Source organism: Corynebacterium sp. HMSC072A02, from assembly GCF_001810085.1.
Taxonomy (GTDB): domain Bacteria; phylum Actinomycetota; class Actinomycetes; order Mycobacteriales; family Mycobacteriaceae; genus Corynebacterium; species Corynebacterium hesseae.
On sequence record NZ_KV799854.1, the window covers coordinates 1 to 23,567 of the forward strand.

Annotated in this window: 31 protein-coding genes and 1 pseudogene; 10 read left to right on the plus strand and 22 right to left on the minus strand. The window is 58.4% G+C overall.

Annotation, left to right across the window (positions count from 1 at the left end):
• A pseudogene (locus HMPREF2698_RS08020) lies at nucleotides 1-422 on the plus strand (FAD-binding oxidoreductase); the annotation flags it as partial.
• Nucleotides 423-434: 12 nt separating this feature from the next.
• Here HMPREF2698_RS08020 and HMPREF2698_RS08025 read toward each other — a convergent pair.
• The 7 genes from HMPREF2698_RS08025 to rpsH form a co-directional block, all read right to left on the minus strand.
• A complete protein-coding gene (locus tag HMPREF2698_RS08025) occupies nucleotides 435-773 on the minus strand; it encodes a hypothetical protein (protein WP_070563546.1) in 339 nt (112 codons plus the stop codon).
• Nucleotides 774-913: 140 nt separating this feature from the next.
• Nucleotides 914-1,360 carry a 50S ribosomal protein L15 gene (gene rplO / locus HMPREF2698_RS08030; protein WP_070521691.1) on the minus strand — a complete coding sequence of 149 codons (447 nt, stop codon included), beginning with the start codon at nucleotides 1,358-1,360 and terminating at the stop codon, nucleotides 914-916.
• A 3-nt stretch (nucleotides 1,361-1,363) separates the two neighbouring features.
• Nucleotides 1,364-1,549, minus strand: a complete 186-nt coding sequence (gene rpmD, locus HMPREF2698_RS08035; RefSeq protein ID WP_039673747.1) for a 50S ribosomal protein L30 — start codon at nucleotides 1,547-1,549, stop codon at nucleotides 1,364-1,366.
• Between the two features lie 3 nt (nucleotides 1,550-1,552).
• On the minus strand, nucleotides 1,553-2,179 hold the full coding sequence (gene rpsE / locus HMPREF2698_RS08040; RefSeq protein ID WP_070521694.1) for a 30S ribosomal protein S5: 627 nt from the start codon (nucleotides 2,177-2,179) through the stop codon (nucleotides 1,553-1,555).
• A 40-nt stretch (nucleotides 2,180-2,219) separates the two neighbouring features.
• On the minus strand, nucleotides 2,220-2,621 hold the full coding sequence (gene rplR / locus HMPREF2698_RS08045; RefSeq protein ID WP_070521697.1) for a 50S ribosomal protein L18: 402 nt from the start codon (nucleotides 2,619-2,621) through the stop codon (nucleotides 2,220-2,222).
• 3 nt (nucleotides 2,622-2,624) lie between these two features.
• Nucleotides 2,625-3,161: a 50S ribosomal protein L6 gene (gene rplF, locus HMPREF2698_RS08050; protein ID WP_070521700.1), complete on the minus strand. Its 537-nt coding sequence runs from the start codon at nucleotides 3,159-3,161 to the stop codon at nucleotides 2,625-2,627.
• A 14-nt stretch (nucleotides 3,162-3,175) separates the two neighbouring features.
• On the minus strand, nucleotides 3,176-3,559 hold the full coding sequence (gene rpsH, locus HMPREF2698_RS08055; RefSeq protein WP_070521703.1) for a 30S ribosomal protein S8: 384 nt from the start codon (nucleotides 3,557-3,559) through the stop codon (nucleotides 3,176-3,178).
• A gap of 310 nt (nucleotides 3,560-3,869) precedes the next feature.
• Here rpsH and HMPREF2698_RS08060 point away from each other — a divergent pair, with 310 nt between their 5' ends.
• Together HMPREF2698_RS08060 and fdhD are read left to right on the plus strand one after the other, a co-directional pair.
• Entirely contained in the window at nucleotides 3,870-4,118 is a 249-nt protein-coding gene (locus tag HMPREF2698_RS08060; RefSeq protein WP_070563549.1) for a DUF6457 domain-containing protein, read from the plus strand.
• Nucleotides 4,115-4,948 (plus strand): formate dehydrogenase accessory sulfurtransferase FdhD, encoded by an 834-nt coding sequence (gene fdhD / locus HMPREF2698_RS08065; protein ID WP_070563551.1) that lies wholly within the window; start codon nucleotides 4,115-4,117, stop codon nucleotides 4,946-4,948. Before HMPREF2698_RS08060 ends, fdhD begins: the two co-directional genes overlap by 4 nt.
• A 256-nt stretch (nucleotides 4,949-5,204) precedes the next feature.
• Here fdhD and HMPREF2698_RS13745 read toward each other — a convergent pair whose 3' ends face one another.
• Entirely contained in the window at nucleotides 5,205-6,248 is a 1,044-nt protein-coding gene (locus HMPREF2698_RS13745) for a LacI family DNA-binding transcriptional regulator (protein WP_083303815.1), read from the minus strand.
• Between the two features lie 620 nt (nucleotides 6,249-6,868).
• Between HMPREF2698_RS13745 and HMPREF2698_RS08075 the strand changes: the two genes are divergently transcribed.
• Genes HMPREF2698_RS08075 through HMPREF2698_RS08095 form a run of 5 tightly spaced genes read left to right on the plus strand, consistent with a single transcriptional unit; the run spans nucleotide 6,869 to nucleotide 11,917 of the window.
• Nucleotides 6,869-7,990 (plus strand): ABC transporter ATP-binding protein, encoded by a 1,122-nt coding sequence (locus tag HMPREF2698_RS08075; RefSeq protein WP_070563557.1) that lies wholly within the window; start codon nucleotides 6,869-6,871, stop codon nucleotides 7,988-7,990.
• Nucleotides 7,990-8,934: a carbohydrate ABC transporter permease gene (locus HMPREF2698_RS08080; RefSeq protein WP_070563560.1), complete on the plus strand. Its 945-nt coding sequence runs from the start codon at nucleotides 7,990-7,992 to the stop codon at nucleotides 8,932-8,934. The genes HMPREF2698_RS08075 and HMPREF2698_RS08080 overlap by 1 nt, the downstream gene beginning before the upstream one ends.
• 21 nt (nucleotides 8,935-8,955) lie before the next feature.
• Nucleotides 8,956-9,876 carry a carbohydrate ABC transporter permease gene (locus HMPREF2698_RS08085; RefSeq protein WP_083303816.1) on the plus strand — a complete coding sequence of 307 codons (921 nt, stop codon included), beginning with the start codon at nucleotides 8,956-8,958 and terminating at the stop codon, nucleotides 9,874-9,876.
• Complete coding sequence (locus tag HMPREF2698_RS08090; RefSeq protein WP_083303817.1) at nucleotides 9,876-11,210, plus strand: ABC transporter substrate-binding protein; 1,335 nt, start codon at nucleotides 9,876-9,878, stop codon at nucleotides 11,208-11,210. The genes HMPREF2698_RS08085 and HMPREF2698_RS08090 overlap by 1 nt, the downstream gene beginning before the upstream one ends.
• Before the next feature lie 11 nt (nucleotides 11,211-11,221).
• The gene (locus HMPREF2698_RS08095) at nucleotides 11,222-11,917 is read left to right on the plus strand and encodes a DUF1868 domain-containing protein (RefSeq protein WP_070521719.1); all 696 of its coding nucleotides are present in this window, start codon (nucleotides 11,222-11,224) and stop codon (nucleotides 11,915-11,917) included.
• A 66-nt stretch (nucleotides 11,918-11,983) separates the two neighbouring features.
• On the opposite strand, the gene HMPREF2698_RS08100 is transcribed toward HMPREF2698_RS08095, so the two are convergent.
• From HMPREF2698_RS08100 to HMPREF2698_RS08130, 7 genes are all read right to left on the minus strand, one after another.
• Nucleotides 11,984-12,613 (minus strand): HAD family hydrolase, encoded by a 630-nt coding sequence (locus HMPREF2698_RS08100; protein ID WP_070563562.1) that lies wholly within the window; start codon nucleotides 12,611-12,613, stop codon nucleotides 11,984-11,986.
• Nucleotides 12,614-13,059: 446 nt separating this feature from the next.
• Complete coding sequence (locus tag HMPREF2698_RS08105; protein WP_070530801.1) at nucleotides 13,060-13,845, minus strand: formate/nitrite transporter family protein; 786 nt, start codon at nucleotides 13,843-13,845, stop codon at nucleotides 13,060-13,062.
• Between the two features lie 148 nt (nucleotides 13,846-13,993).
• The gene (gene rplE / locus HMPREF2698_RS08110) at nucleotides 13,994-14,545 is read right to left on the minus strand and encodes a 50S ribosomal protein L5 (RefSeq protein WP_070521728.1); all 552 of its coding nucleotides are present in this window, start codon (nucleotides 14,543-14,545) and stop codon (nucleotides 13,994-13,996) included.
• Nucleotide 14,546: 1 nt separating this feature from the next.
• On the minus strand, nucleotides 14,547-14,861 hold the full coding sequence (rplX, locus tag HMPREF2698_RS08115; RefSeq protein ID WP_005527724.1) for a 50S ribosomal protein L24: 315 nt from the start codon (nucleotides 14,859-14,861) through the stop codon (nucleotides 14,547-14,549).
• A gap of 4 nt (nucleotides 14,862-14,865) precedes the next feature.
• A complete protein-coding gene (gene rplN / locus HMPREF2698_RS08120; RefSeq protein WP_070521731.1) occupies nucleotides 14,866-15,234 on the minus strand; it encodes a 50S ribosomal protein L14 in 369 nt (122 codons plus the stop codon).
• A gap of 384 nt (nucleotides 15,235-15,618) precedes the next feature.
• Complete coding sequence (locus HMPREF2698_RS08125; RefSeq protein WP_070563565.1) at nucleotides 15,619-17,625, minus strand: sucrose-specific PTS transporter subunit IIBC; 2,007 nt, start codon at nucleotides 17,623-17,625, stop codon at nucleotides 15,619-15,621.
• 112 nt (nucleotides 17,626-17,737) lie between these two features.
• Nucleotides 17,738-19,051, minus strand: a complete 1,314-nt coding sequence (locus HMPREF2698_RS08130) for a glycoside hydrolase family 32 protein (protein WP_070563568.1) — start codon at nucleotides 19,049-19,051, stop codon at nucleotides 17,738-17,740.
• Nucleotides 19,052-19,072: 21 nt separating this feature from the next.
• Between HMPREF2698_RS08130 and HMPREF2698_RS08135 the strand changes: the two genes are divergently transcribed.
• A complete protein-coding gene (locus HMPREF2698_RS08135) occupies nucleotides 19,073-19,942 on the plus strand; it encodes a carbohydrate kinase family protein (protein ID WP_070563594.1) in 870 nt (289 codons plus the stop codon).
• The gene (locus tag HMPREF2698_RS08140) at nucleotides 19,939-20,331 is read left to right on the plus strand and encodes a hypothetical protein (RefSeq protein WP_070563571.1); all 393 of its coding nucleotides are present in this window, start codon (nucleotides 19,939-19,941) and stop codon (nucleotides 20,329-20,331) included. Before HMPREF2698_RS08135 ends, HMPREF2698_RS08140 begins: the two co-directional genes overlap by 4 nt.
• Here HMPREF2698_RS08140 and HMPREF2698_RS08145 read toward each other — a convergent pair.
• The 7 genes from HMPREF2698_RS08145 to rpsS all read right to left on the minus strand — a co-directional run bounded on the left by HMPREF2698_RS08145 (nucleotide 20,328) and on the right by rpsS (nucleotide 23,567).
• Nucleotides 20,328-21,053, minus strand: a complete 726-nt coding sequence (locus HMPREF2698_RS08145; RefSeq protein ID WP_070563574.1) for a hypothetical protein — start codon at nucleotides 21,051-21,053, stop codon at nucleotides 20,328-20,330. The two genes, HMPREF2698_RS08140 and HMPREF2698_RS08145, sit on opposite strands and share 4 nt — an antisense overlap.
• A gap of 189 nt (nucleotides 21,054-21,242) precedes the next feature.
• A complete protein-coding gene (rpsQ, locus tag HMPREF2698_RS08150; RefSeq protein WP_070521746.1) occupies nucleotides 21,243-21,524 on the minus strand; it encodes a 30S ribosomal protein S17 in 282 nt (93 codons plus the stop codon).
• A gap of 2 nt (nucleotides 21,525-21,526) precedes the next feature.
• Entirely contained in the window at nucleotides 21,527-21,757 is a 231-nt protein-coding gene (gene rpmC, locus HMPREF2698_RS08155) for a 50S ribosomal protein L29 (RefSeq protein ID WP_005276944.1), read from the minus strand.
• Nucleotides 21,757-22,173 (minus strand): 50S ribosomal protein L16, encoded by a 417-nt coding sequence (rplP, locus tag HMPREF2698_RS08160; protein WP_070521748.1) that lies wholly within the window; start codon nucleotides 22,171-22,173, stop codon nucleotides 21,757-21,759. The genes rpmC and rplP overlap by 1 nt, the downstream gene beginning before the upstream one ends.
• A 3-nt stretch (nucleotides 22,174-22,176) precedes the next feature.
• Complete coding sequence (rpsC, locus tag HMPREF2698_RS08165) at nucleotides 22,177-22,923, minus strand: 30S ribosomal protein S3 (RefSeq protein WP_070446580.1); 747 nt, start codon at nucleotides 22,921-22,923, stop codon at nucleotides 22,177-22,179.
• Nucleotides 22,923-23,285: a 50S ribosomal protein L22 gene (gene rplV, locus HMPREF2698_RS08170; protein WP_010189645.1), complete on the minus strand. Its 363-nt coding sequence runs from the start codon at nucleotides 23,283-23,285 to the stop codon at nucleotides 22,923-22,925. The genes rpsC and rplV overlap by 1 nt, the downstream gene beginning before the upstream one ends.
• 3 nt (nucleotides 23,286-23,288) lie before the next feature.
• Nucleotides 23,289-23,567, minus strand: coding sequence for a 30S ribosomal protein S19 (gene rpsS, locus HMPREF2698_RS08175; protein WP_010189646.1), 279 nt, complete (start codon nucleotides 23,565-23,567; stop codon nucleotides 23,289-23,291).

Sequence of the window (23,567 nt, forward strand, 5' to 3'; positions counted from 1 at the left end):
CGGAATTCCTGCGCTGGTTCTTTACCGCCTCAGATATACAACCGGTATGGCTATGCCCGATTCGGCTACGTGAGGGCGTCGAAGACCTCGTCGGCACTGGCTCTCTCGCGGCTGATTCCCCCGCCCCGTGGCCGCTGTATCCGCTGCGCCCGGACCAAACCTGGGTCAACGTGGGGTTCTGGTCGGGCGTGGAGGGCAATCACGTCGACCCCTCCGCCCCGGGCAACGGCGCCTTCAACCGCGTCATCGAAGCTAAAGTCAGCGAGCTTGGCGGGCATAAGTCGCTGTACTCAGAAGCCTTCTACTCCCCCGAAGAATTTGCCGAGCTCTACGGCGGTGACCTGCCGGAGCGCATTAAAGCGCTCACCGACCCGGACAGCCGCTTCCCCGGCCTCTATGAAAAGACGGTCAACGACGCCTAACGCGCTGCCTTCCTAGGCAACTGCATCGACGCGATCAAAACCGTTGGTGGCCAAAGCCTTCATCACGCGGTCCACGGCGGCTTGGTCGGTATCCGGGTTGTAGGTTTCCAGGAAGACGATGTGCGCGGTGTCATTGCCTTCAAAGCGGATGGTCATGAAGTCGTGCCCCAGCTCCTGGGTGGCAAGAGCCAGCTCGCGCTGCACCGCCAGCTCGCCGCTGGGCAGGTTTTCCGTGCTGGTGGCGGACTCTGGCTGGGAGAGCATCTCCTGTGCATCGACGGGGCCAGTAACGCCAGCCAGGGGCAGAAGTGCGGCGATGGCGGTTGCCACGATGGAAGATACGGACGACATAACAATCTCCTTAACGCTTTTTAAGATTTAACCAAGGGTGATACTACTCTTCTTAGCTCCGCGTGCGCAATAGGCATGAAAAATCCCCCTGCCCCGCACGAATGCGGTGGTCAGGGGGAAGAAATCTGCTGAGTAGAGATTTACTTGGTGGTGGCGGTGCCGCCAGCAGCCTCGATCTTCTCAACAGCAGACTTGGAGAACTTGTCAGCGGTGACGTTCAACTTAACGTTGATGTCGCCGTTGCCCAGAACCTTGACCGGCTGGTTCTTGCGAACCAGGCCAGCAGCGACGATGTCCGCTACGGTGACGTCGCCACCCTGAGCGAAAGCCTCTGCGAGGTCAGCAACGTTGACTACCTGGTACTCAACGTGGTTCGGGTTCTTGAAGCCCTTGAGCTTCGGCAGACGCATGTGGATCGGCATCTGGCCACCCTCGAAAGCAGCGGAAACCTGCTTGCGAGCACCGGTGCCCTTGGTACCGCGACCAGCGGTCTTACCCTTGGATGCCTCACCGCGGCCGACGCGGGTTTTGGGCTTATTGGAGCCTGCGGACGGGCGCAGGTCGTGGAGCTTGATGATATCAGCCATGGTTTACTCCCCTGCCACTTCTTCGACGGTGACCAGGTGACGCACCTTGTGAACCATGCCGCGAATAATCGGGGTGTCCTGCTTTACAACAGAGTGTCCGATGCGCTTGAGACCAAGAGCCTCAATGTTGGCGCGGTGGTTCGGCTTGGTGCCCACAAGGCCCTTTACCTGAGTAATCTTCAGAGCCATTGCTTATGCCTCCTGACCTGCGCGCTTGCGCAGCATCTGGGCCGGTGCGACCTCCTCGAGGGACTTGCCGCGGCGTGCAGCAACTTCCTCCGGGCGAACCAGCTGCTTGAGGCCGTCCACGGTAGCGCGGACGACGTTGAGAGCGTTGTCGGAGCCCAGGGACTTCGACAAAATGTCCTGCACACCGGCGCACTCAAGCACCGGACGAGCAGCACCACCGGCGATGACACCGGTACCCGGAGCGGCCGGCTTCATCATGACGATGCCAGCTGCGTCGCGACCCTCAACCGGGTGGGTAATGGTGCCGGCAATCATCGGGACGCGGAAGAAGTTCTTGCGAGCCTCTTCTGCACCCTTCTGGATTGCGGCCGGGACTTCCTTGGCCTTGCCGTAGCCGACGCCAACCATGCCCTGGCCGTCGCCAACGACGACGAGAGCGGTGAAGGACATGTTGCGGCCACCCTTAACGGTCTTGGAGACGCGGTTGATGGTCACAACGCGCTCGATGTACTTATCGCGCTCGTTGTCCTGGTGGTTGCGGCGGTCGTTACGACGGCCGTTGTTGCGACCCTTGCGGTCGTTGTTGTTCTCGGCGGAGCGTCCGCCGTCACGCTGTTCACGGTCCGACATTAGGCGTTCCTTCCGTTGATGTTTCCGTATGCCTTAATCATTAGAACTGCAAACCACCTTCACGAGCAGCTTCGGCCAGCGCAGCAACGCGGCCGTGGTACTTGTAGCCTGCACGGTCGAAGACGACCTTCTCGATGCCAGCGGCCTTGGCGCGCTCAGCGATGAGCTGGCCTACCTTGGCAGCCTTGGCCTTCTTATCGCCCTCGAGTGCACGCACGTCGGCTTCCATGGAGGAAGCAGCGGCCAGGGTGTGGCCGGCCAGGTCGTCGATGACCTGAACGTGCATGTGGCGGGAGGAGCGGTGAACGACCAGACGCGGTGCCTCAGGGGTGCCGCGGAGGGTCTTACGGATGCGGAAGTGGCGGCGCGCGCGTGCTTCACGACGACGCGAGGAAATGTCCTTGCCAACCGGGGTGCGCTTTGCGTTTTCAGTGTTAGCCATTGCTTACTTACCCGTCTTTCCGACCTTGCGGCGGATCTGCTCGCCGTCGTAGCGAATACCCTTGCCCTTGTAAGGATCGTCCTTACGCAGGCGGCGGATGTACGCGGCGACCTGTCCAACCAGTTGCTTGTCAATACCAGATACGGAGAGCTTGGTTGCGCCATCCACAGCGAAGGTGATGCCCTCCGGAGCCTTGATGAGGATCGGGTGGGAGTAGCCCAGAGAGAACTCCAGGTCCTTACCCTTCTGCTGGACGCGGTAACCAACACCGAAGATTTCCATCTTCTTGGTGTAGCCCTCGGTCACGCCAACGACGGCATTGTTGACCAGGGAGCGGGCCAGACCGTGCAGTGCGCGGTTCTTGCGGTCGTCGTCCGGACGGGAGACCTTGATCTCATCGTCCTCGACGGCTGCGGTGATCGGCTCCGGCAGCTCAACCTCGAGGGAGCCCTTGGACCCCTTCACGTTGACAACCTGGCCATTGATGGTGATGTCGACGCCCTTCGGGACGGCGATAGGTGCTAGACCGATACGAGACATGTGTCAATCCTCCCTTACCAGACGTAGGCGAGAACTTCTCCGCCTACACCCTTCTCCTGAGCCTGACGGTCGGTAAGCAGACCCTGAGACGTGGAAATGATGGCCACGCCCAGGCCGCCCAGAACCTGCGGCAGTTCGGTGGACTTTGCGTACACACGCAGACCCGGCTTAGACACGCGACGCAGACCCGAGAGGGAACGCTCACGATTGTTGTACTTAAGCTCGAGGGACAGCTCGCGGCCCTCGACGGAGTAGTCAGCGATGTAGCCTTCCTGCTTCAAGATCTCGGCGATGTTCGCCTTGAGCTTGGAGGTCGGCATCGACACGGAATCGTGGTGCGCATTGGATGCGTTGCGCACGCGCGACAACATGTCGGCAATAGGATCAGTCATAGTCATATGAGTGACCTGTAACCTTTCTCGTTGCGGTTCCCTTAAAGCTCACCAAAGCGTTTTCCGTGTGATTTCGGGCTACTCACGCTCCCCGCGGTCAATACCGCGAGGCGCTCGCCACCCTTTGATACAGACAACGGTCCGCTGTCTACGGCGAGGGGCCTACAACAAAGTAGATGTGTTCAATTCTTCCGGCTTGGCACATTTGCGCACCTCCAGCGCCATTTTTGCGGCGCGGAGGAGGAAAAATGCAAGTCCGTCGGCTTACTTTACCCGCTGACATGCTGTTTTCCAAAACGCGTTAGCATGGGAAGTCATGAGTGAAGAACAAGACCCCATCCGCACGGCACACCAGTGGCTTGAGGAGGCTGCCGAGCTTGTCGGCGTCTCCCCGGCCGACGCCACCGCCTTGGTTAGAGAACTCCTCGATCTGACCAAGGACGTCGCGCATACCCAATCGCGCCCCGCTGCCCCGCTGACGGCGTACCTGGTCGGTTTGGCCTCGAAGGACGTCGACGAGGCCCGCACCCACATCGCCACGCTCAAGGAGGCCCTCAACCGATGAGCGGGCACGTCAACGCCACCTTCGCCGTGACCAAGGTGCGCCTCGATGAGCACGGAGAGGTCATCCAGGTCGATACCCGCGGCGATACCGTCGCCGGCGAGGAGCCTTTGGAAATCCGCGTGGGCGGACAAACGCTGACCACCACGATGCGCACGCCTGGCCACGATGTCGAGCTGACCCACGGTTTTCTTCATTCCGAGGGTCACATCGAGAGGGCCAGCGATGTCACCGAGGCGCGCTACTGCGCCGGTGCCTCAGTGGACGGGCGCAACCCCTATAACTTGCTCGACGTTGAGCTAGCCAACCCCCACGCGATCAGCCTCGCCGATCTCCGCCTGACGACAACCACGTCTGCGTGCGGGGTGTGCGGCACCTCCTCTATCGAGGCGCTAATGAAGCAGTCGCGATACTCAATCCCACAGGTGCCGGTGGATCCGGGGGTCGTCGCCAAGCTGCCCGGCGCCTTGAAAGCGGAGCAGAAGCAGTTCCGCAAAACCGGCGGCATCCACGCCGCGGGCGCCTTCACGCTCGAGGGGGAACCCGTCGTTGTACGCGAGGACGTCGGCAGGCACAACGCCGCCGACAAGGTCATCGGCCACCTACTGATGGAAGGAATGCTGCCCGCCAGCGACCTCATCCTGGTGATGAGCTCGCGCGCCAGCTTCGAGCTGGTCAACAAGGCTGCTATGGCCGGCTTCGGCATGCTCGTTGCGGTCTCCGCGGCCTCCTCGCTGGCGGTTGAGACCGCCCGGGAAACCGGCATGGCGCTCGTGGGCTTTGCCCGCGGCGACCGCTTCAACCTTTATTCCGGAAGCTTGGTCACACGATAGCTTCGCGTACTGCGCGGATCGTCGCAACGCCGGATATGGAATTCGTAGTACTAGTGATCGATTACCGCGATGAATAGTGCTACGAAACCGTCGGATCCATCGCTACAATTGCACCTTTCCAAACCTCAAGCACTTCAACTGGCTCCGCGTTCTCAGTTTCCCTAACTACGGGAAACATCATACTCACAGCTCTACCGCGCAGTTCTTCAGGAGATACTTCGCTTACAACACGACCTCGACTGCGTGAATCCCAGACCTAACTTTGGTTAGGTGGCGAAAGAGTACGCCCGGGGACTAGCTTTCCTTGGTACTTTCTCTGGACCCAAGGGGTCGGCTTCTCGACCTCCCCATAAGCATCGATTAGCTCAAGAATGGACGCTACCGCTCCTGTCGCTAGCTTTCGCACAGGCCAAGAATAGGTCGTCAAACCCATAATATCGAAGCCTGGCAACGCCCCATCACAGCCAGTGACGCTCACATGGCTGGGAACAGATATTCCTTCATCCTGGCAAACACGCAAGTAATGTAGCTGGCGCAAATCTGTCGGACACATGACAGCCGTGATGGCTCCACTCTTAATGAGAGGTACCACATACGCTTCCCCGCTATCGAACTTCACGTCAACAATAAAGGGCTCCAATCCTTGCTTACGAATTTCCGCGATTGTTGCCTGAGCTCGGGTGTACTCAGGAAACGAAACTTCAGGACACGTGCGCACAACCGCAATCTTCGTGTGGCCAGCTTTAACAACAGCCTCTGCTAAAACCTTGCCTGCGTGTTCTGCATCGAAAGACACAGCGGGAATTAGCGCATCGGGTTCCGGTCGCCCTGCTCGGATGATTGGTACGCGTTCTGAGAACGGCAGCAAGAGCTCACTCGCTAAATCTCCGGTTGAGACAATTAGTCCCGCTACCCCCAAGCCAAGGAGATGAGACAAGCTGTCTAGCTGCCGGTCATCACACTTGCCTGGCGCTACCGACATAGTAACTAAATCATATCCTTGACGATGAGCCGCAACCTGCAGCTCCTGAAGAAGTAAACCGTATGCAGGATTAGCAGGGTCCCGGACCAATGCACCAAGTGTTCGCCCGCTAAGAGCCGATAGTTTTCGAGCTATTACATTCGGAACGTAGCCAAGTTCATGCGCAGCTTCGAGGATCCTACGTCTGTTTTCATCAGACACTTTCTTCTGTCCCCGAAAAACTCGTGAGACTGAGCTGCGAGAGACGCCTGCTCGCGCAGCGATGTCACCCAGCGTCGGCTGTCGACCCTCTGCTTCATTAGAAATACAGTCACCCATGGAGAGCCCTTCCTTCGCAGCATAAGACAGAGCTAGAAGAGTGCTGCGTTATGTCGCCCTTCTTGAACGGTACTCACCGTTGCCCTTTACCGCTCTACTTTCACCATTTGCGCAGCCATTCATCGAAACTGGTCATTTGCCACGTCAACTAAGTATATCTCGATCAGACACCCCCGCTTGAGGGGCATTTGGAGATACTCCGACGCTACTAACCCAAAAGTGAGAAAAGCCATTTTACCCAAGTGGGGAAACTTCCCCCTTCCGCCAAGGGAAACTTAGCCTCATTACAGAGCATTGGGTAAACAAAATCCTGCCAGTTAACCACCATGCAATCTTGTTCACCTAACCCTCAATCACCAAAAGAGGTAAACGCCCTGTTCAGGAGGCTGCACAGATTTGAAATAGCGAAGCAAAGTGCTCCCACCTGCAAAAATGTCACCCCAAAAAAGACGTGAGGCGCTTCGTTTATTGTTTACGCACCCGAGTAATCCCGTTTACTTGTAGCTGGGACAGTGTTTTCGCTTCCAGAGGGCGGCGACCTACGACCTTTCGCCATGTCGCCGCATTCGGCAGATCAAAGCAATAACGCTCGTTCACTTTTAGTTCAGAAAGCTATCTCAATGTCCGACATAGTTTTTGACGCAGCTACGCTGCTCTACCCCGGCAATGAAACACCCACCATCAATAACCTCGACCTCACAGTCCATGACGGTGAGTTTCTAGCGGTCGTCGGACCTTCCGGCTCCGGTAAGTCCACGACACTTCGAATGGTTGCAGGTCTCGAAGCTGTCACAGGTGGGGAAATCTTCATTGGCAATCAGCGTGCCTCACAGCTCCCGCCTTCTAAGCGCGATGTCGCTATGGTCTTCCAGTCCTACGCCCTTTATCCGCATATGACGGTCGGTGAGAATATGGAGTTTGCACTTAAGATGCAGAAGGTTGACAAAGCGAGCCGTGCTGAACGCGTCTCTGAAGCAGCAAAGCTACTTGAACTCGAGCCTTACCTCGACCGCCTACCGAAAGCATTGTCTGGTGGCCAACGCCAACGCGTTGCCATGGGGCGTGCCATTGTCCGTAATCCGCAGGTGTTCCTGATGGACGAGCCGCTGTCCAACCTCGATGCCAAATTGCGAGTAAGTACTCGCTCGCAAATTAGCCGTCTGCAGCGAAAGCTCGAGACGACGATGCTCTACGTCACCCACGACCAGACTGAAGCCATGACCATGGCTGATCGAATCGCGGTTCTGGAGGGAGGAAACATGCAGCAAGTCGGAACTCCAGAGGATTTATACTTACGCCCCGCAAACGTTTTTGTGGCTACATTCATCGGGTCACCATCGATGAACCTAGTTTCTGCAGTCAAAGACGGTTCAGAGCTGAAAGCCAATGGGTTCACTCTTCCTGTACCCGAACTTCGAGATCAACCAAACGACCGAGAAGTCATCATTGGTATTCGCCCAGAGGACTTCGAGTTATGTGGGTCAACAGAGGCCGATATTTTGGGCACTGTTGAATATGTCGAGAACTTTGGTTCCGACAAATATGTCCATATCGTTCCGCAAAGTTCACCAGTCGCCGCTCCCCCGAAAGCCTCTGACACCAGCGATGAGGAAACCACAGCAACTCTTCTCGTTCGCGTTGCAAACACCGAGGTGCTGGACGAAGGCGCACCCATTTCGGTACGCATCAAGCGCGACAAGCTCCATCTTTTTTGCAGCCATACAAAGGAGCGGATCAACTAATGAGCATCACCGCAAACTCTGCTACCTCAGCTCGCCGTACGGCGGAAACCGTCAAAGAGGACGCACAGCAGCGCCGCGGAGCAGGGATTGACTGGCTTTCCTGGGCAATGTTGTTTCCAACCCTTGTCCTTTTTCTAATCTTTGAGTTTTATCCATTCTTCCGCGCCCTGTATTTGTCGTTCGCCTCAACCGACCTTTTTGGACGACCTAAAGGGTTCGCTGGTTTCGAGAATTACGTCGCTATGTTCACAGATCCAGCCTTCGGTGCCACTTTGGTGCGAACTCTGGTGTTTACGGTAACCACCGTAGTTCTCAAGCTCGCTATCGGTTTGGCCATCGCGCTTCCCTTGAGCTACCGACTAAAGGGCACTTTTTGGATGCGTTCTTTAGTGCTAGTGCCTATGGCTGTATCCACGGCGATCGGCACTCTCGTTTTCCGAAATATGTTTGCCCCCGTCATCGGATTCTTTGATCAATTAGCGACGATGCTCGGGTTTGGGACCGTAGGGTGGCTAACCAGTCCTCGAGTCGCACTACTTTCCACAATCACAGTAGACCTGTGGATCGGTATTTCTTTTGTCATTTTGCTGCTGATGGTTGCTATCGACGGGATCTCGGATGACGTCGTAGAAGCTGCGAATCTCGACGGCGCCACCGGCATCAGGTACGTGCGCTACATCATCATTCCAGGAATTGCTCCAATGCTCCTATTCCTGGCTGTGACTCAGTCCATGGCTGCAATGAAGGAATTCACAATCTTCAACGTTCTTACTGACGGCGGCCCAGCATCATCCACTAGGACCCTCGTACTTGACATCTATGACTTGGCGTTTGGTGGCGGTACAGCAGACTTTGCTGCAGCTTCAGCCCGCGGCATGGTGCTTTTCGCCATCATCCTCGTTCTCACGCTCATCCAATTTCGTCTAAGCCGGAAACAGTCTTAAGAATTATCTGAAAGGAGGAGCATGATGTCTCGCACCTCAGACACCCCGAACAAAAGAGTGAATCGGGTCCGCCGACAAAAGCGCTCCCAAACTACCCAAACGACTCCTAATCCCAGTTCTCAGCTGCGCTCACCGTTGATGACGGCACTCATGTGGGTCTGGCTACTTATTGCATGCATCTTTATCATATTTCCTGTCGTCTACGCGTTCGTCGGGTCTGTACGTTCCACAGCAGATATTCAAGCCGGCATCCAAACGCTGTTCTTCGGTGATTTCGTCGGTTCAAACTATCCACGAGCATGGGAGCAGTCCCAAGTTGGTCAACAGCTTGTGAACTCACTGATTGTCACGGTTTGCCAAACCGGAGGCCAATTTATTACATCGGTTCTTGCGGCCTTCGCCTTGGCTTTCGGCCGTATTCCCATGCCTGGAAAGATCCTCGGTTTCTTTCTCATCCCAATGATGATTCCTTCCGAGGTCTCGGTGATTGGTAACTATCTCACTGTGAGTGAGATGGGCCTTTACGACACAGTCATCGCAATCTTCCTTCCCTATGTCGCATCATCCTTCACAATCTTCTTGTTCTATCAAGCTTTCAAGCAGTTTCCCAAGGAGATCTATGAAGCAACGAAACTCGAAGGCGTCAGCAGGATTCGGTTCCTCTTTACTTTCCTTCTTCCTTTGAATCGTTCGGTATGCATGACTGCACTAGTCACCGGTGCAATTGCCGCTTGGAATGGCTACATGTGGCCACTGCTAATTACCCAATCTCCCTCTGTACGCACCATTCAGCCGGGTATCAAAGCCTTGGCGGATGAAACTGCCGTCGACACTGGCCTTGTGCTCGCTGGCCTTCTAATTGCCGCTCTGCCCACAATAATCCTCGTGATATTCGGCCAAAAATACCTGAGCCGCGGCCTCACCGAAGGAGCTGTCAAGTAATGCCTTTTTCTTCCCGCGCGAAGCTCTTGTCTGTAGTCACTGCCGTGGCTATCCCTGCTTTTGGAGTTACCGCCTGCGGCTCATCCTCTGACTCGGTGCCAAGAAATGAAGCCGGTGAAATTGTGGTGGACTTCTGGCATTCCTCTTCAGGTGCCTCTGGCGACACGCTCCAAGCTATTGTTGACCAATTCAATTCGGAGCATGAAGGCGAGTACGAAATTCATGCTTCTTATCAGGGAGCATATGAAGACTCAATTTCCAAGTTCATCGCCTCGGTCCAAACTGGCCATTTACCAGCACTCATGCAAGCTAGCGACATTCAAAGTCGCTTCATGATGGACTCAGGGCTCGCTATCCCGGCTGAAGACTTGGCAAAGGAAAATGGCGACTATGACTTCAACGATCTTGTTCCCATCGTCGCCAACTACTACACGATGGGAGACAAGATTTACTCGATGCCAGCGATGGTGTCGCAACCGGTCTTGTATGTCAATGACGAAGCCTTCGCAGACGCTGGTATCAATCCATCGTCATTGAGCACCACCGAGGGGCTCATGGAAGCTGTAGAAAAGCTGCACGGCAAGACTGGCAAGGCTGGATTAACTTTCCACCACTCAGGCTGGTATGTCGAAGAGATGGCAGCCATGTTGGGCAACGAGTTTTGTACACCAGAGAATGGCACTACGTCTGAAAAGGCTTCAACGTTCAGAATTGACGACCCTCAGCTTGTCGATATGTGGACGACCATCAGTGAGCTCTACAAGGAGGGCGCAATCCATGATGCGGGCAGTGATGGGTCTGCAGCCACGGGCGCATTTCTTAGCCAAAATGCTGCTATCCAGATGAACTCCTCTGGCGGTTACGGAAACGTCGCTGAGGCAAACCTCGATTGGGACTGGTCCATTCACGCCTTACCACGAGATACTGACGCCGCTGGCGCAGCTCCTGGAGGAAACTCTCTGTGGGTAATCGAAGAAGGTACTTCAAAAGAGGAACAAACCGCTGCTTGGGAATTTATGAAGTTTGTCGGTTCGGATGAAATTCAAAAGAAAATTTTTGACGAAACCGGTTACCTACCGACTACAACTGCAGCCATGGATTCTCTGACAGATCTAAGCCCCCAGCAAAAGTCGCTGTTAGAGCAGTATGCTTCTACGCCAGTCAACACTGTTACCGCTGGATGCCATACCGGCGCCTTGAATGACGCTCGTAAGTCCTATAGCCAAGCCATGTCAGCCATCGCCAATGGCAAAGACCCAAGGGCAGAATTCGAAACTGCTCAAGAAACGGCGGACTCTGCCATTGCCTCCTATAACAAACGAGCAAGTAAGTAGGTACTAGTTCAATGACCAAGATTGCCAATCCCCATACTTGGGAAAAGTTCACCGAGCGCGGCGATGTTCGTCGCCATCCAGGCTCTACTTTTGTTGCACATGTTCCTGAAGGCTCTGAGTTCCAACAAGTTGAAATTAGAATTCAAGACGACATTAAGTCTAGAGGTTGGGAAACCGATTACGGCTTCACCGTTCCTTCCAGCTTCCACATGACCCTCCTCAATGGCCTCAAGCATCGATCTCTACTCGGTCAGAAAGAAGCTTGGCCAGCTTGGCTCAACGAAACCGATGATTTTCCTGATTCGGTTGTCCGGATGCGTCAACGCCTCGTTGAAGCCAACATTGAAGGGCCCAAGGCACTTGCGGTGCGCGCTGTAGAGATGTACCCACTCGACGAACACCTGACCGTCAAATTGAAGCCGGCCGATGAGTCAGTTCGTCAGGAGATCGAACGGTTTCGTTGTGATATTGGAGAGGCGCTCGAGATTCCCGTGACAAGCCTTGAGCACTACCAGCTACACTCCACATTGGGTTACCGCCTTACCCAGGCAGAAGGAAACCTGGAGGAACTCTCCGAGGCCGAGGAGCTTTATAATTCCTGGTTACAGGAGATGGGCGTTATCAACCTCGAACCTGCTTTTTTCTCCTTGTTTAACGACATGCAGAGCTTCCCGCCTTTGCTCTACTTCGATCCGAGAGAGCGATAGACAATAGAGAATGCCCTGGCCTCACATTCTGGTGTGGCCAGGGCAATCTTTTTCAGCTGGGTCACGCTAGGTCAATACGTCAGCTAGAACAGTACGCGCGGCCCCCACTCCCTCCCAGAGCTGTCCTTGCCAGCCAAACGCTTGGGCGCCTTCGATGTTTACTGGGCGATCGTCAAAGAACACAACGTCTTCACGCTTGTGAGGGCCAAAGGATGTCTCAATTTCCCTTTCGGCTATACGAAAAATCTCTTGGCTCGGTTTAGCAACCCCCACCTCAGAAGAAAACACTTGTACTGCAATCTCTTGCGCCCACGGAGAAGTTTTTACCGCCCGCGCCATCGAATGCGGTGCATTGCTCAAGAGTGCAACGGGCACCTCAGCGGCATGAAGCTCCGCAAGGAAGTCCGCAGTCTCGGAGGTAGTTGCAGAGTTCCGCTCACCGTCGAGGGCACCCAATGCTGCGGAATCAACATGCTCGATTTCAGTAGGTGCAAGTCCCGCATCGAGAAGAACCTTCGGCCAATACTCCTCGTCTGACATCCCCAAGTCGTAAGCATCGCGATGGGCCCAATACGCGTTCATCAACGCCTCTGTATCCACTGGCAATCCGCACTCGGTAATGAAGTTAACCAGGCGCGGAACCCTATCTCCCTCCGGCACCAACACCTTGCCAATATCAAACACAACGATTGTCATAGCCTCTCCTCATACCAAAAGAAATCTCTAACTCTCTTCGCACAATTCAGTACGTACGAATCACAGTGTAGCGCCCGAATTTTCTGGCTGACCTGGCGTAATGGATATTTTGGGCGCAACAGAAAAGATTCATCTTTAGGCCATCTTGGCTGTTTACTTGTCGTTAATCTGCGCTAGATGGACTCAGCGTTGCTCTTAAGAAGGGAGAGATCTTGCCCGCTTTTCCACACCACGAATAGCGGCACTGTCAGTCTTCGTAGCCACGAGACTCGGTGCCTTAACCGATGTCTTTGTCCGCGGAGGGATTCTTGAAGAAGTACGGAAGAATGACTGGACGAACCATCGGCCAACCGGACCATTGCACGGACCACGAACTGCGTGGTTCTTAGAGCCCCAACAGTTCCGAAAGCTACTCCACGGCCGATTCGCCCGAGGCGGTGAGAAGACTAGTCGCGGTACGCCTCCGGGCCAGAGTTAAGCCAGGCGTACACGCCGCCAATAAGGAAGCCGCCGCCGATGAGGTTTCCCACCCACACGATGGACCAGTTGGCCAACACCGCGCCGAGGGTAAAGCCTTCCGGCAGCGGGCTGGCGCAGAAGAAGGTCAGGGTCATCAGGCAGAAGTTGGCAATAACGTGCTCCAGGCCTAGGCCCACGAAGCAGGCGATGATCGGCACGATGACGAAGAACTTGGACACCACATCCTTGGCAAAGACCGCGCCGACGATAGCCATGTTGACCACGAAGTTGGCCAGCATGGCCTCCACCAGCAGTCCGCCTGGGCCCTTGGTCAGCTTGCCCATCGAGAGGTTGGCAATGAGATGGTTGGGGTCGATTCCGCCCAGCTTGGCCGACATTCCCATGGCTGCAGCAAAGAGGGCGGCACCGACTAGGTTAAACAGCGTCGTGACCACCAGCAGCCACAGGCCCTTGCCCCAGCCCACCTGTTTAGTTACGGCGCCATAGACCATGTACATCATGTTGCCGGTGGCCAGCTCCGCGCCGAGAAGGACGATGGCAAACAGGCCCAAGCCGAACAGGCAGGCAAACACCAGCGAGCCCATGCCTTCCACATGCTTCTCGACGCCCATCCCCATCACCGCAGCAAACGCCGTACCGATGGCGAGGTACACACCCGCCAGGGTGGAGCGCACGGCAAACCGGCCAAAGGACTCGTCGAGCAACGCAACCTTTTTCTTTACCGCGGCTGCCGAAGCATCATTCAGGGACATTTCTTACCTCACTGGGGGACGCAGACTTCTCAGACGCTCGTAGTGTACTCCCCCGCGCTCAGGGTGACGAAACTCACCAGTGGCGCAGACACAAAAATTCCCCCGGAGCTCCTTCACGGAGTGCCGGGGGAATGATTCAAGCGCTACTTTACTTGAACGGGAAGCCGAGCTCGCGCAGGAGCTTGCGGCCCTCCTCGTCGTTGGTAGCGGTGGTCACGACGGTGATGTCCATACCGCGCGGGCGGTCCACCTTGTCGATGTCGATCTCGTAGAACATGGTCTGCTCGGTGAGACCGAAGGTGTAGTTGCCGTGGCCGTCGAACTGCTGATCGGAGAGACCGCGGAAGTCGCGAATACGCGGCAGCGCGATGGTCAGCAGGCGGTCCAGGAACTCCCACATGCGGTCGCCGCGCAGGGTAACGCGTGCGCCGATGGGCATGCCCTCACGGAGCTTGAAGTTTGCGATGGACTTCTTAGCGCGACGCACCTGCGGCTTCTGGCCGGTGATAGCGGTAAGGTCCTCGAGAGCGCCGTTGATCATCTTGGAGTCGCGGGCAGCGTCGCCCACACCCATGTTGACAACGACCTTGGTGACGCCCGGAATCTGCATCACGTTGTCGTACTTGAACTCGTCGTTCAGAGTCTTCTTGATTTCCTCGCGGTAGCGGGTCTTCAGACGCGGAGTGTAGTTCTCGCTCATGTTAGATGTCCTTCCCGTTGCTACGTGCGATGCGGACCTTCTTGCCGTTTTCGTCGAAACGGTAGCCCACGCGGGTCGGGTTGCCCTCGGAGTCAACGATCGCAACGTTGGACACGTGGATCGGAGCTTCCTGGGTAACGATTCCGCCGGACTCGGCGCCACGCTCGGTAGCGGAGTTAGCAACGTGCTTCTTGACGCGGTTGACGCCCTCAACGAGGACCTTGTCGCGCTTCGGGTATGCCTCGATGACCTTGCCCTTCGCGCCCTTGTCCGGGCCCGAAATGACGATCACCATATCGCCCTTATGAATCTTCATAAGATTAGATCACCTCCGGTGCGAGAGAAACGATCTTCATGAAGCGCTTATCACGAAGTTCGCGAGCAACCGGGCCGAAGATGCGGGTACCGCGCGGCTCATTGTCGCCCTTGAGAATAACTGCGGCGTTTTCATCGAATGCGATGTAGGAGCCGTCCGGGCGACGGGTCTCCTTCTTGGCACGGACGATGACGGCCTTGACGACATCGCCTTCCTTCACGTTGCCACCCGGGGTGGCTTCCTTGACAGTGGCAACGACAACGTCACCAATGCCAGCGAAACGTCGAACGGAGCCGCCGAGAACGCGGATGACGAGGAGCTCTCGTGCACCGGAGTTGTCGGCGACGCGCAGACGCGATTCTTGCTGAATCACTATGGGTCTCCTGACCTGGATTAACGTGCGTCAAGATTTCCGTCCTTGACACACCTGGTCTACTTGCTTGCGTGGCATAGGCTGTGCGACGAACTCGCTGTTCACAGCGGTCGAAGGGTCTCGGTGTGGCGATTCGGAAACGCATCGCGCTGCACCGACCGACCATATGCAACCCATACATTCAAGCATGTCCCCCACTGTTTCCCCAAATCGCGCACCCCACTGTTTCCCCGCCCCCACAGAACTTCCCATCCTCCCAAACCCAAATGTGCAGACCCGGAAGTGCAGAGGCGCTGGTGGACGTCGTCAAGCGCACGCGCAGTGCTTGGCGACGACCGTGCTGTACTTCCAGGTCTGCACTTATGGAATCGGCGGACGGAGGCTCTAGGCCTTCTCCGCCGAAGCGGCGGTGGTGGTAGCCGCAGGTTTCGGCTTCGGGTCCACGGTGAGTAATGCATCCCCGAAGGTGATTTCCGCACCGGTGGCATAGGCCGGGAGGACTGGGCCCGTCTTCTTCGAGTTGGATACCACCACAGGTGTTGTCACCGGGTAGTCCGCCGCCTTGATGGCGGCGATATCGAACTCGCAGAGGAGGTCACCGGCCTTGACCTCATCGCCCTTGGAGACGTGCGAGGTAAAGTGCTCGCCCTTCAGGTTCACGGTGTCGAAACCGATGTGCATGAGGATGTCAACGTTGTTGCCGTCGGCATCTTTTCCACGCACGGCATAGGCGTGCTTGGAAGGGAAGGTGACGGTGATCTTGCCATCAATCGGGGAGACGAGGCGCCCCTCGCTCGGCTCGATGGCCGCGCCCGCGCCCAGCTTGCCGGCGGCAAACATCGGGTCGGAGACCGATTCCAACGCGATGGCCTTTCCGGCCAGCGGGGAGGCCACGCGGTAGGCATTCGGATCAGCGGTGGCGGCAGGAACCGCACCGCCTACGTCGGCGTTGGCGGTACCGACCTCATCGGGATCGATGGAGCCGTTCTTGGAGATGAGGTAGCGGCCATATACAAAGGCCACGCCGAAGGAGAGGATGAGGGAGACGAAGGCGCAGATGAAGAACTGCGTGTAATCCTCCGGGCGCATTGAGACGAATCCGATGAAGCCGGCGGCGCCGAGGGCGGTAGCTTTGACGTCGAGAAGCGCGATGAGCGTCGAGGCCACTGCGGACGCGCCCATGCCGATGTAGAACGGCCAGCGCAGGCGGAGGTTCACACCGAAGATGGCGGGCTCGGTAATGCCAAAGAGCGCGGAAACGCCCGAGGCGCCCGACAGGCCCTTGAGCTTTTCCGACTTGGTCAGGAAGTAGACCGCCAAGGCCACGCCACCCTGGGCAATGTTGGCCATGGAGGCCACCGCGAAGATGAAGGAACCGCCCTCGTTCCACAGCATCGTCTCAATCGGCGGGAAGGACTGGTGCAGGCCGGTAATGACGATCGGTGAGTAGAACAAACCGAAGATGAAGCCGCCCACTGGGCCGGCGAAGGTGTAAAGGTCGTTGAGCCCAGCGCCAAGCATGTCGCCCGCCGTGCGCAGAATAGGACCAACCGCGATGAAGGTGATAAAGCCCGTCACCAGCAACGTGAGCAACGGGGTGAGCATGAAGTCCACGGTGCCCTTGAGGTGCTTGTGCAGGAATTTCTCAATCGTGGCCAGAATCCACGCGATGACCAAGATCGGCAGGATGGAACCCTGGTAACCCGCCTGGGCCACATCGAGGCCGAAGATATTCCAGTAGGACATCTCCCCCGCCTCGATGGTCGCGGCCACCTGATACCCGTTCACCAGGTCCGGCATCACCATGGCCATGGCCATGCCCGCACCGAGGAACTCGTTGCCGCCGAAGCGCTTGGTGGCGGTGAAGCCCACCAGGATAGGCAGGAAGGCAAACGGCGCGGAAGCCAAGAGGTTGATGAGCCCGGCGACATCCGCCATGGCCGGGAACATCTCGATGACGGATTGCTCGCCGAACAGCCCGTTGGCGGTCAGCACATTGTTGAGCGCCATGAGCAGACCGCCGCCGACCAGAATCGGGATGAGCGGCACGAAGATATCCGCGAGGACCTTCACTGCCCGGGAGAACCAATTGCCGGAGTCGGCGGCGATGTCCTTGAGCTTGTCAGTAGAAACTGCGATATCCTTCGAGGTCATCGCGTTGATCTGGTCGAATACGATGTTGACATCGCCCGGACCGACGATGACCTGGAACATGCCCCCGGCCTCAAAGATGCCCTTGAGGTCCGGATCGTTTTCTAGTGCGGCCGTATCGACCTTTTTACTGTCTTTCAGCACCATGCGCAGGCGGGTGGCGCAGTGCGCGAGCGCCACAATGTTGTCTTCGCCGCCGATTGCTTTGAGTGTTCGCGCCGCGACCTGTTTGTGATCCATGGCGGCGTGCCTCCTCGGAGAGTGAGATGAATTAAATAGCTTCACCTCCCATTAGACACGTTACCCAACATAAAACCAATCATTCGGGCGCAAATATAGGAAAATTCACACCCTACCGGGCTTCCCAGCCGCGCCAGCGAGCGTCGCCGGCGCCAAAGACTGCCGACGCCCCCGCAATCCGCCCATCGCCCGCAAAGACCTCGACCGCGCAGCCATCAGCGATAAGCTCCAGTGTTCCTGCTGGACACGGCACGACGCGTTCATCTTCGTCAGACGTGAGCCGCAGCTCTCCCCCGCCGTAAGCTACGAGGAAGGCGGTGGCACCGGAGGCGTCGACAAGCGCATATGTGCCCTCCCCAGCCTGCAGCGTGGCCACCGAACCGAACCCCTCTCGCGCCGGTCCCGCCGGCACGGACCACAGCGGTGCCTGGCGCAACCAGCCATCCTCCAGCCAGACGCGCCGCGGAAGCGTCAGCGTGTGCACCCAGCCCTGGGCGACAGTCGGGGTGTCATCCTGCGCGGGCAGCCCCATCCACCCCAGCATGATGGCCTCGCCATCCCTCTCCACCAGTTGCGGCGCATAGAACTGGTGGCCATAGTCCACCTCGCTGAAGCCGCGCTCCACGTGGAAAACCGTGCCCTCAAGCCGGCCCACGAGGTAGCCGCACTGGTCGGAGGAGGCGTAGTGCGTGGCGCTACCGCGCACGGGATCTAAACCTTGTGGGCAGATGACCAAGACATCCTTGTCCTTCCCCGTGGCGCGGTCCCGCAGCGTGAGCAAATTCGGGCATTCCCACATGTAGCCGCCCGGCACCAGGTCGGGGCTCAGGCCCGGCTCAGCGCCCGAGGTGTCAAAGGTGAGCGCACCGTCAAAGGACCACTGCGCCAAGTCCGTGGAGCGATAGAGCACCACGTGCCCGGTTTCATCCTCCGCCTGGGCGCCGAGCACCATGCGCCAGCCGTCCTTGTCGCGGGTGATCTGGGGATCGCGGTAATGCCCGGTGAAACCTGCGGCGGGCCCGTCGATGAGGGGGTTCGCGGCGTCGTGCTCGTAGAAGCCGCCTTCTGGACCGCCGGCATCGACCGCGCGGACGCGGTTCTGCGAGGGAATCCGCACGCCATCGCGCTTGAGGTTGCCGGTATAAAACAGCCAGACGTCCTCGCCGTCGACCACCGCACCACCGGAATAGCAACCGTGGGCGTCGTGCTCACGGATGGGATAGAGCGCGTCCGGGAAGTGCCGCCAGGGCTGCGGCTCGCTTAAGCAAGTCACGGCGTGCCCCCACCCCGTCTGCTTCGGTGCGTGTGGGAAACAGGGGTCGTGCTGATAGTAAACGTGCAGGTTATCGCCATCAAGGAAGACCCCGTTTGGATCGTTAAGGCGACCAGACGGCGGGGAGAGATGGAAGTGCGGACGGTAGTTCATGCTCCCGATAGTATGGGCTCTATGGACATTATGGTGTGTGGCGAAGGCCTCGTTGACCTCGTTCCGCGCGGACGCGGGCGGCTGGCGGATCTCACCCCAGCGTTGGGCGGCGGCCCCTTCAACGTGGCGGTCGCGGCGGGGCGTTTGGGCGCAAGCGTGGGTTTTCAATCGCGGCTTTCGCGGGATGCATTCGGGCAGGCGCTCGTGGAGCGCCTACATAAAGAAGGAGTGGATACCTCGCTCGTGCAGCGCGGTGACGAGCCCACCACGCTGGCGGTCTGCAACATCGGGGAGGACGGCTCGGCCACCTACTCCTTCTATACGGAGGGCACGGCGGACCGGCTGGTGGAGCCGGTGCTTGCCGACGTCCCCTGGGCCTGCTTCGGCACCGTCTCCCTCGCCCTGGAGCCGGGCGCATCCCGCTATGCCGCGCTACTTCAGGCGCTTGCGGCGCAGGGTACAAAGGTGGCGCTGGATCCGAACATCCGCCCCTTCTTTGCCACCCCGGCGCACCGCGAGTTTTTGTTGTCCTTGCTGCCGCACGTCACGCTGTTGAAGCTGAGCGAGGAGGAAGTTGAATTCCTCGGTGAGGACGCGCTTTCGCACGTCCCCGTGGTCGTAACCACGCGTGGTGCGGAAGGTCTGAGCGTGCGCACGGACTCGGTGTCGCTGCAGGTCCCGCGGGTCGAGGTGGAGGTGGCGGACACCATCGGCGCGGGCGACACGGTGATGGCCACGCTCTTAAGCCAGTTGGTGGAGCGGGACGTTAGCGCTTTGGGCGTCGAGGAGTGGCAGGAGATCCTGCACTTTGCGGCGACGGCCGCGGCGATCACGGTTTCGCGCACGGGCGCGCAGCCTCCCACGATTTCTGAGGTGGAGGAACTACTATGAGCTATCCCCTGCGCACGACCGGGCTCCACGGTCTGCTCTTCCTCGTGGTGACGGTGTCCTTCATTTTGCCCGTCGTCTTCGGCACGGGCGCGCTTCTGCCGGTGCCAGTTGCGGTGGTGCTGTCGGTGCTGCTGGGAGGTGCCACGCTTGTCGACGCCTCCTACCACGCCTTCTCCCCCACCCAGCGCCCCACCCGCGGGCTGCGGGCTATCTCCGCACTGGGTTCGATTGCGCTCATCGCGGGCTGGCTGGTTTGGCTCAAGGTCTTTCACACTGTCGACCTGGCCAGCGCCGCGCCCTACCGCATCGGCACGTTTCTTCTCGCGGTGGGCGCGGTGCTCAGCGTCTTTAGCATCGCTATCGCGCTCACGCACCGGCGGGTGCGCTAAAGAATATCTGCCGGTATGTAGGGCATGCGCAGCGTGCCCATCGGGACACTCACATCGCTTTGCCAGAATCCGCTCGTGGCATCGATCGGCAAGGTGACCTTCGTGCCTTCGTAGCCGTCCCACAAATCCCCATTGCCGACTATTCCGATACATTCCTGGTTTGCACGAACCTCCACCTCACCCGGCCTGCCGCTCTTGGTACCGCTCAACGTGGTGGGCGCGTCCAAGGCCAGGACCCACACCTCTTCCGAGGCGTACTCCGGCAAGACAATGCCGGGCTCTCCACCGTCGAGGTCGCCTGCTTTTGCCTTGTGTACGGTACCCGACACAGTGGAGGGAACATCGGCAGGATTGCCCTCGCCGCGTACGCGATCCTTCCGATACACGCACTTTTCAATGCCACTGGTGTCGGAGGTGCCCGCACCGTCTTTAGCTACGTCCTGTGCGTTGGACGTCTTCGCACCTTCAGCCATGCCAAAATCCGCGGCCCCAGGTGTATAGCCGGCTGGCAGCGTCGGGTTGGGGCCGACCGCCTCGATGCTCGGCTGCGGCTGCGCGTCCTCTTCCTGGGCCTCCTCCGTGGCTGAAGCAGCGACGTCGACAGCATCTACGGTGGAGGCGTCGGAAGCGACAGGTGCAGGCTCCTCCGCGGTGCAACCGACTAGGGCTGCTACGGAGGAAGCGCAGACAAGGGTAAGCAGAGAGCGAGAGAACGCGGACATAGAGAGTTTGGCCTTTCAGGAGATGAACGGCCTTACCCTAACACGTTTTCGCAGCTTAATACCCATAACCGAACGCCGATCCCCTGACAGGCTGTTGTCTGTGGCGTGCCGGATGCTGAAGTGAAAAGCGCATAAAAAATGGCCCCCACGTTCACCGTGGGGGCCACTGATATCGAGGAGGGCTAGATTTTACTTAGCCTTCTCCACGATCTCGACGAGACGGAAGTGCTTGTCCTTGGACAGCGGGCGAGTCTCGGCGATGAGAACGCGGTCGCCGATGCCGGCGGTCTCGTTCTCGTCGTGCGCCTTAACCTTCTTGTTAGTGCGCATAATCTTGCCGTAGAGGGCGTGCTGCTTGCGGTCCTCGAGCTCGACAACGATGGTCTTGTCCATCTTGTCGGAGACAACGATGCCGGTGCGGGTCTTGCGAGCGCCCTTTTCCTTCTTAGTGTTCACGTTTGCCTCACTCATGATTAAGCCTCAGCTCCCGGAGCAACGGACAGGCCCAGCTCGCGCTCGCGCAGAACGGTGTAGATGCGGGCGATGTCGCGCTTAACCGTGCCGATGCGGCGGTTGTTGGTCAGCTGGCCAGTGGCCTTCTGGAAACGAAGGTTGAAGAGCTCTTCCTTCGCATCCTTCAGGCGGGTCTCCAGCTCAGCGTTGTCGAGCTCACGGAACTCGTGGGCGGGGGTACCGGTAGCCATTAGAACTGGTCCTCCTTCTTGATGATGCGGACCTTGCACGGAAGCTTCTGGCCAGCGCGGCGCAGAGCCTCGATGGCAACTTCGTCGTTCGGGTAGGTCATCTCGAAGAGGATGCGGCCCGGCTTAACGTTGGCAACCCACTTCTCGACGGGACCCTTACCGGAACCCATACGCACGCCGAGCGGCTTCTGGGTCAGGGGGCGGTCCGGGAAGATGTTGATCCACACCTTGCCACCGCGCTTGACGTGGCGGTTGATGGCAATACGTGCGGCCTCAATCTGGCGGTTGGTGATGTACGCCGGCTCGAGAGCCTGGATGGCGTAGTCACCGAAGTTGATGCGGTTACCGCCCTTGGACACACCCGAGCGGGTCGGGCGGTGCTGGCGACGGTACTTGACGCGCTTAGGAATCAGCATGGATTAGCCCTCCTGCTTCTGCTGTGCGCGCTGACGACGCTGGCCACCACGGCGCGAGCGACCGTTACGGTCACCGCGGCCACGGCCCTGCGCCGGAGCGTTCAGTTCGGACTCGCGCACGCCACCGACAACGTCACCCTTGTAGATCCACACCTTGATGCCGATGCGGCCGAAGGTGGTGTGGGCCTCTGCGGTGCCGTAGTCGATTTCGGCGCGAAGAGTGTGCAGCGGAACGCGACCCTCGTGGTAGCGCTCAACGCGAGACATTTCTGCACCGCCCAGGCGGCCGGACAGCAGAATCTTGATGCCCTTGACCTGCGGCTGGCGCATAGCGGACTGGATGGCCTTGCGCATTGCGCGACGGAATGCGACACGGTTAACCAGCTGCTCCGCGATGGACTGCGCAACCAGGGTTGCGTTGGCGTCGACCTGCTTGACCTCGAGAATGTTGAGGGCAACCATCTTGCCGGTGAGCTTCTCCAGCTCGCGGCGGATGCGGTCAGCCTCAGCGCCGCGGCGGCCAATCACGATGCCCGGGCGGGCGGTGTGAATGTCCACGCGGACGCGGTCGCGGGTGCGCTCGATGACGACGTCGGCAATGCCGGCGCGGTCGAGGCCCTTCTCCAAGTACTCGCGGATCTTGATGTCTTCGGCTACGTAGTTTGCGTAGTCCTTATCGGCGTACCAGTGGGTCTTCCAGTCGGAAGTGATGCCCAAACGTAGGCCGTGAGGATGGATCTTCTGGCCCATTACTTGGCCCCTTCCTTCTGGCTCTCGACAACCACGGTGATGTGGCTGGTGCGCTTACGAATCATGAATGCGCGGCCCTGTGCGCGCGGCTGGAAACGACGCATGGTCGGACCCTCGTTGGCGTATGCCTCGGAGATGACCAGGGTGCGCGGATCCAGGCCGAAGTTATTCTCAGCGTTGGCAGCTGCGGATGCAACGACCTTGGCAACCGGCTCAGCGGCGCCCTGCGGAGCGTACTTCAGGATTGCAAGTGCCTCGGCTACGGACTTACCGCGGACCAAGTCGATGACGCGGCGTGCCTTCATCGGGGTAACGCGGACGTAGCGAGCCGTTGCGGATGCGGAGGTGATGGTGTCACTCATCGCTTATCGACGTCCCTTCTTGTCGTCCTTGACGTGACCCTTAAAGGTCTTGGTGGGTGCGAACTCACCGAGCTTGTGACCAACCATGGAGTCCTCGACGAACACCGGCACATGCTTGCGGCCGTCGTGGACGGCGAAGGTGTGACCGATGAAATCGGGCAGGATGGTGGAGCGGCGAGACCAGGTCTTGATGACCTGCTTGGTGCCGGCCTCGTTCTGAGCATCAACCTTGTTGAGGAGGTGCTCATCGACGAACGGGCCCTTCTTAAGGCTGCGTGGCAT

Excerpts from the sequence above, each read along its gene's own strand:
- HMPREF2698_RS08025 (WP_070563546.1), bottom strand. The coding sequence starts at position 773 with ATGTCGTCCGTATCTTCCATCGTGGCAACCGCCATCGCCGCACTTCTG.
- rplO (WP_070521691.1), bottom strand. The coding sequence starts at position 1,360 with ATGGCTGATATCATCAAGCTCCACGACCTGCGCCCGTCCGCAGGCTCC.
- rpmD (WP_039673747.1), bottom strand. The coding sequence starts at position 1,549 with ATGGCTCTGAAGATTACTCAGGTAAAGGGCCTTGTGGGCACCAAGCCG.
- rpsE (WP_070521694.1), bottom strand. The coding sequence starts at position 2,179 with ATGTCGGACCGTGAACAGCGTGACGGCGGACGCTCCGCCGAGAACAAC.
- rplR (WP_070521697.1), bottom strand. The coding sequence starts at position 2,621 with ATGGCTAACACTGAAAACGCAAAGCGCACCCCGGTTGGCAAGGACATT.
- rplF (WP_070521700.1), bottom strand. The coding sequence starts at position 3,161 with ATGTCTCGTATCGGTCTAGCACCTATCGCCGTCCCGAAGGGCGTCGAC.
- rpsH (WP_070521703.1), bottom strand. The coding sequence starts at position 3,559 with ATGACTATGACTGATCCTATTGCCGACATGTTGTCGCGCGTGCGCAAC.
- HMPREF2698_RS08060 (WP_070563549.1), top strand. The coding sequence starts at position 3,870 with ATGAGTGAAGAACAAGACCCCATCCGCACGGCACACCAGTGGCTTGAG.
- fdhD (WP_070563551.1), top strand. The coding sequence starts at position 4,115 with ATGAGCGGGCACGTCAACGCCACCTTCGCCGTGACCAAGGTGCGCCTC.
- HMPREF2698_RS13745 (WP_083303815.1), bottom strand. The coding sequence starts at position 6,248 with ATGGGTGACTGTATTTCTAATGAAGCAGAGGGTCGACAGCCGACGCTG.
- HMPREF2698_RS08075 (WP_070563557.1), top strand. The coding sequence starts at position 6,869 with ATGTCCGACATAGTTTTTGACGCAGCTACGCTGCTCTACCCCGGCAAT.
- HMPREF2698_RS08080 (WP_070563560.1), top strand. The coding sequence starts at position 7,990 with ATGAGCATCACCGCAAACTCTGCTACCTCAGCTCGCCGTACGGCGGAA.
- HMPREF2698_RS08085 (WP_083303816.1), top strand. The coding sequence starts at position 8,956 with ATGATGTCTCGCACCTCAGACACCCCGAACAAAAGAGTGAATCGGGTC.
- HMPREF2698_RS08090 (WP_083303817.1), top strand. The coding sequence starts at position 9,876 with ATGCCTTTTTCTTCCCGCGCGAAGCTCTTGTCTGTAGTCACTGCCGTG.
- HMPREF2698_RS08095 (WP_070521719.1), top strand. The coding sequence starts at position 11,222 with ATGACCAAGATTGCCAATCCCCATACTTGGGAAAAGTTCACCGAGCGC.
- HMPREF2698_RS08100 (WP_070563562.1), bottom strand. The coding sequence starts at position 12,613 with ATGACAATCGTTGTGTTTGATATTGGCAAGGTGTTGGTGCCGGAGGGA.
- HMPREF2698_RS08105 (WP_070530801.1), bottom strand. The coding sequence starts at position 13,845 with ATGTCCCTGAATGATGCTTCGGCAGCCGCGGTAAAGAAAAAGGTTGCG.
- rplE (WP_070521728.1), bottom strand. The coding sequence starts at position 14,545 with ATGAGCGAGAACTACACTCCGCGTCTGAAGACCCGCTACCGCGAGGAA.
- rplX (WP_005527724.1), bottom strand. The coding sequence starts at position 14,861 with ATGAAGATTCATAAGGGCGATATGGTGATCGTCATTTCGGGCCCGGAC.
- HMPREF2698_RS08125 (WP_070563565.1), bottom strand. The coding sequence starts at position 17,625 with ATGGATCACAAACAGGTCGCGGCGCGAACACTCAAAGCAATCGGCGGC.
- HMPREF2698_RS08130 (WP_070563568.1), bottom strand. The coding sequence starts at position 19,051 with ATGAACTACCGTCCGCACTTCCATCTCTCCCCGCCGTCTGGTCGCCTT.
- HMPREF2698_RS08135 (WP_070563594.1), top strand. The coding sequence starts at position 19,073 with ATGGACATTATGGTGTGTGGCGAAGGCCTCGTTGACCTCGTTCCGCGC.
- HMPREF2698_RS08140 (WP_070563571.1), top strand. The coding sequence starts at position 19,939 with ATGAGCTATCCCCTGCGCACGACCGGGCTCCACGGTCTGCTCTTCCTC.
- HMPREF2698_RS08145 (WP_070563574.1), bottom strand. The coding sequence starts at position 21,053 with ATGTCCGCGTTCTCTCGCTCTCTGCTTACCCTTGTCTGCGCTTCCTCC.
- rpsQ (WP_070521746.1), bottom strand. The coding sequence starts at position 21,524 with ATGAGTGAGGCAAACGTGAACACTAAGAAGGAAAAGGGCGCTCGCAAG.
- rpmC (WP_005276944.1), bottom strand. The coding sequence starts at position 21,757 with ATGGCTACCGGTACCCCCGCCCACGAGTTCCGTGAGCTCGACAACGCT.
- rplP (WP_070521748.1), bottom strand. The coding sequence starts at position 22,173 with ATGCTGATTCCTAAGCGCGTCAAGTACCGTCGCCAGCACCGCCCGACC.
- rpsC (WP_070446580.1), bottom strand. The coding sequence starts at position 22,923 with ATGGGCCAGAAGATCCATCCTCACGGCCTACGTTTGGGCATCACTTCC.
- rplV (WP_010189645.1), bottom strand. The coding sequence starts at position 23,285 with ATGAGTGACACCATCACCTCCGCATCCGCAACGGCTCGCTACGTCCGC.
- rpsS (WP_010189646.1), bottom strand. The coding sequence starts at position 23,567 with ATGCCACGCAGCCTTAAGAAGGGCCCGTTCGTCGATGAGCACCTCCTC.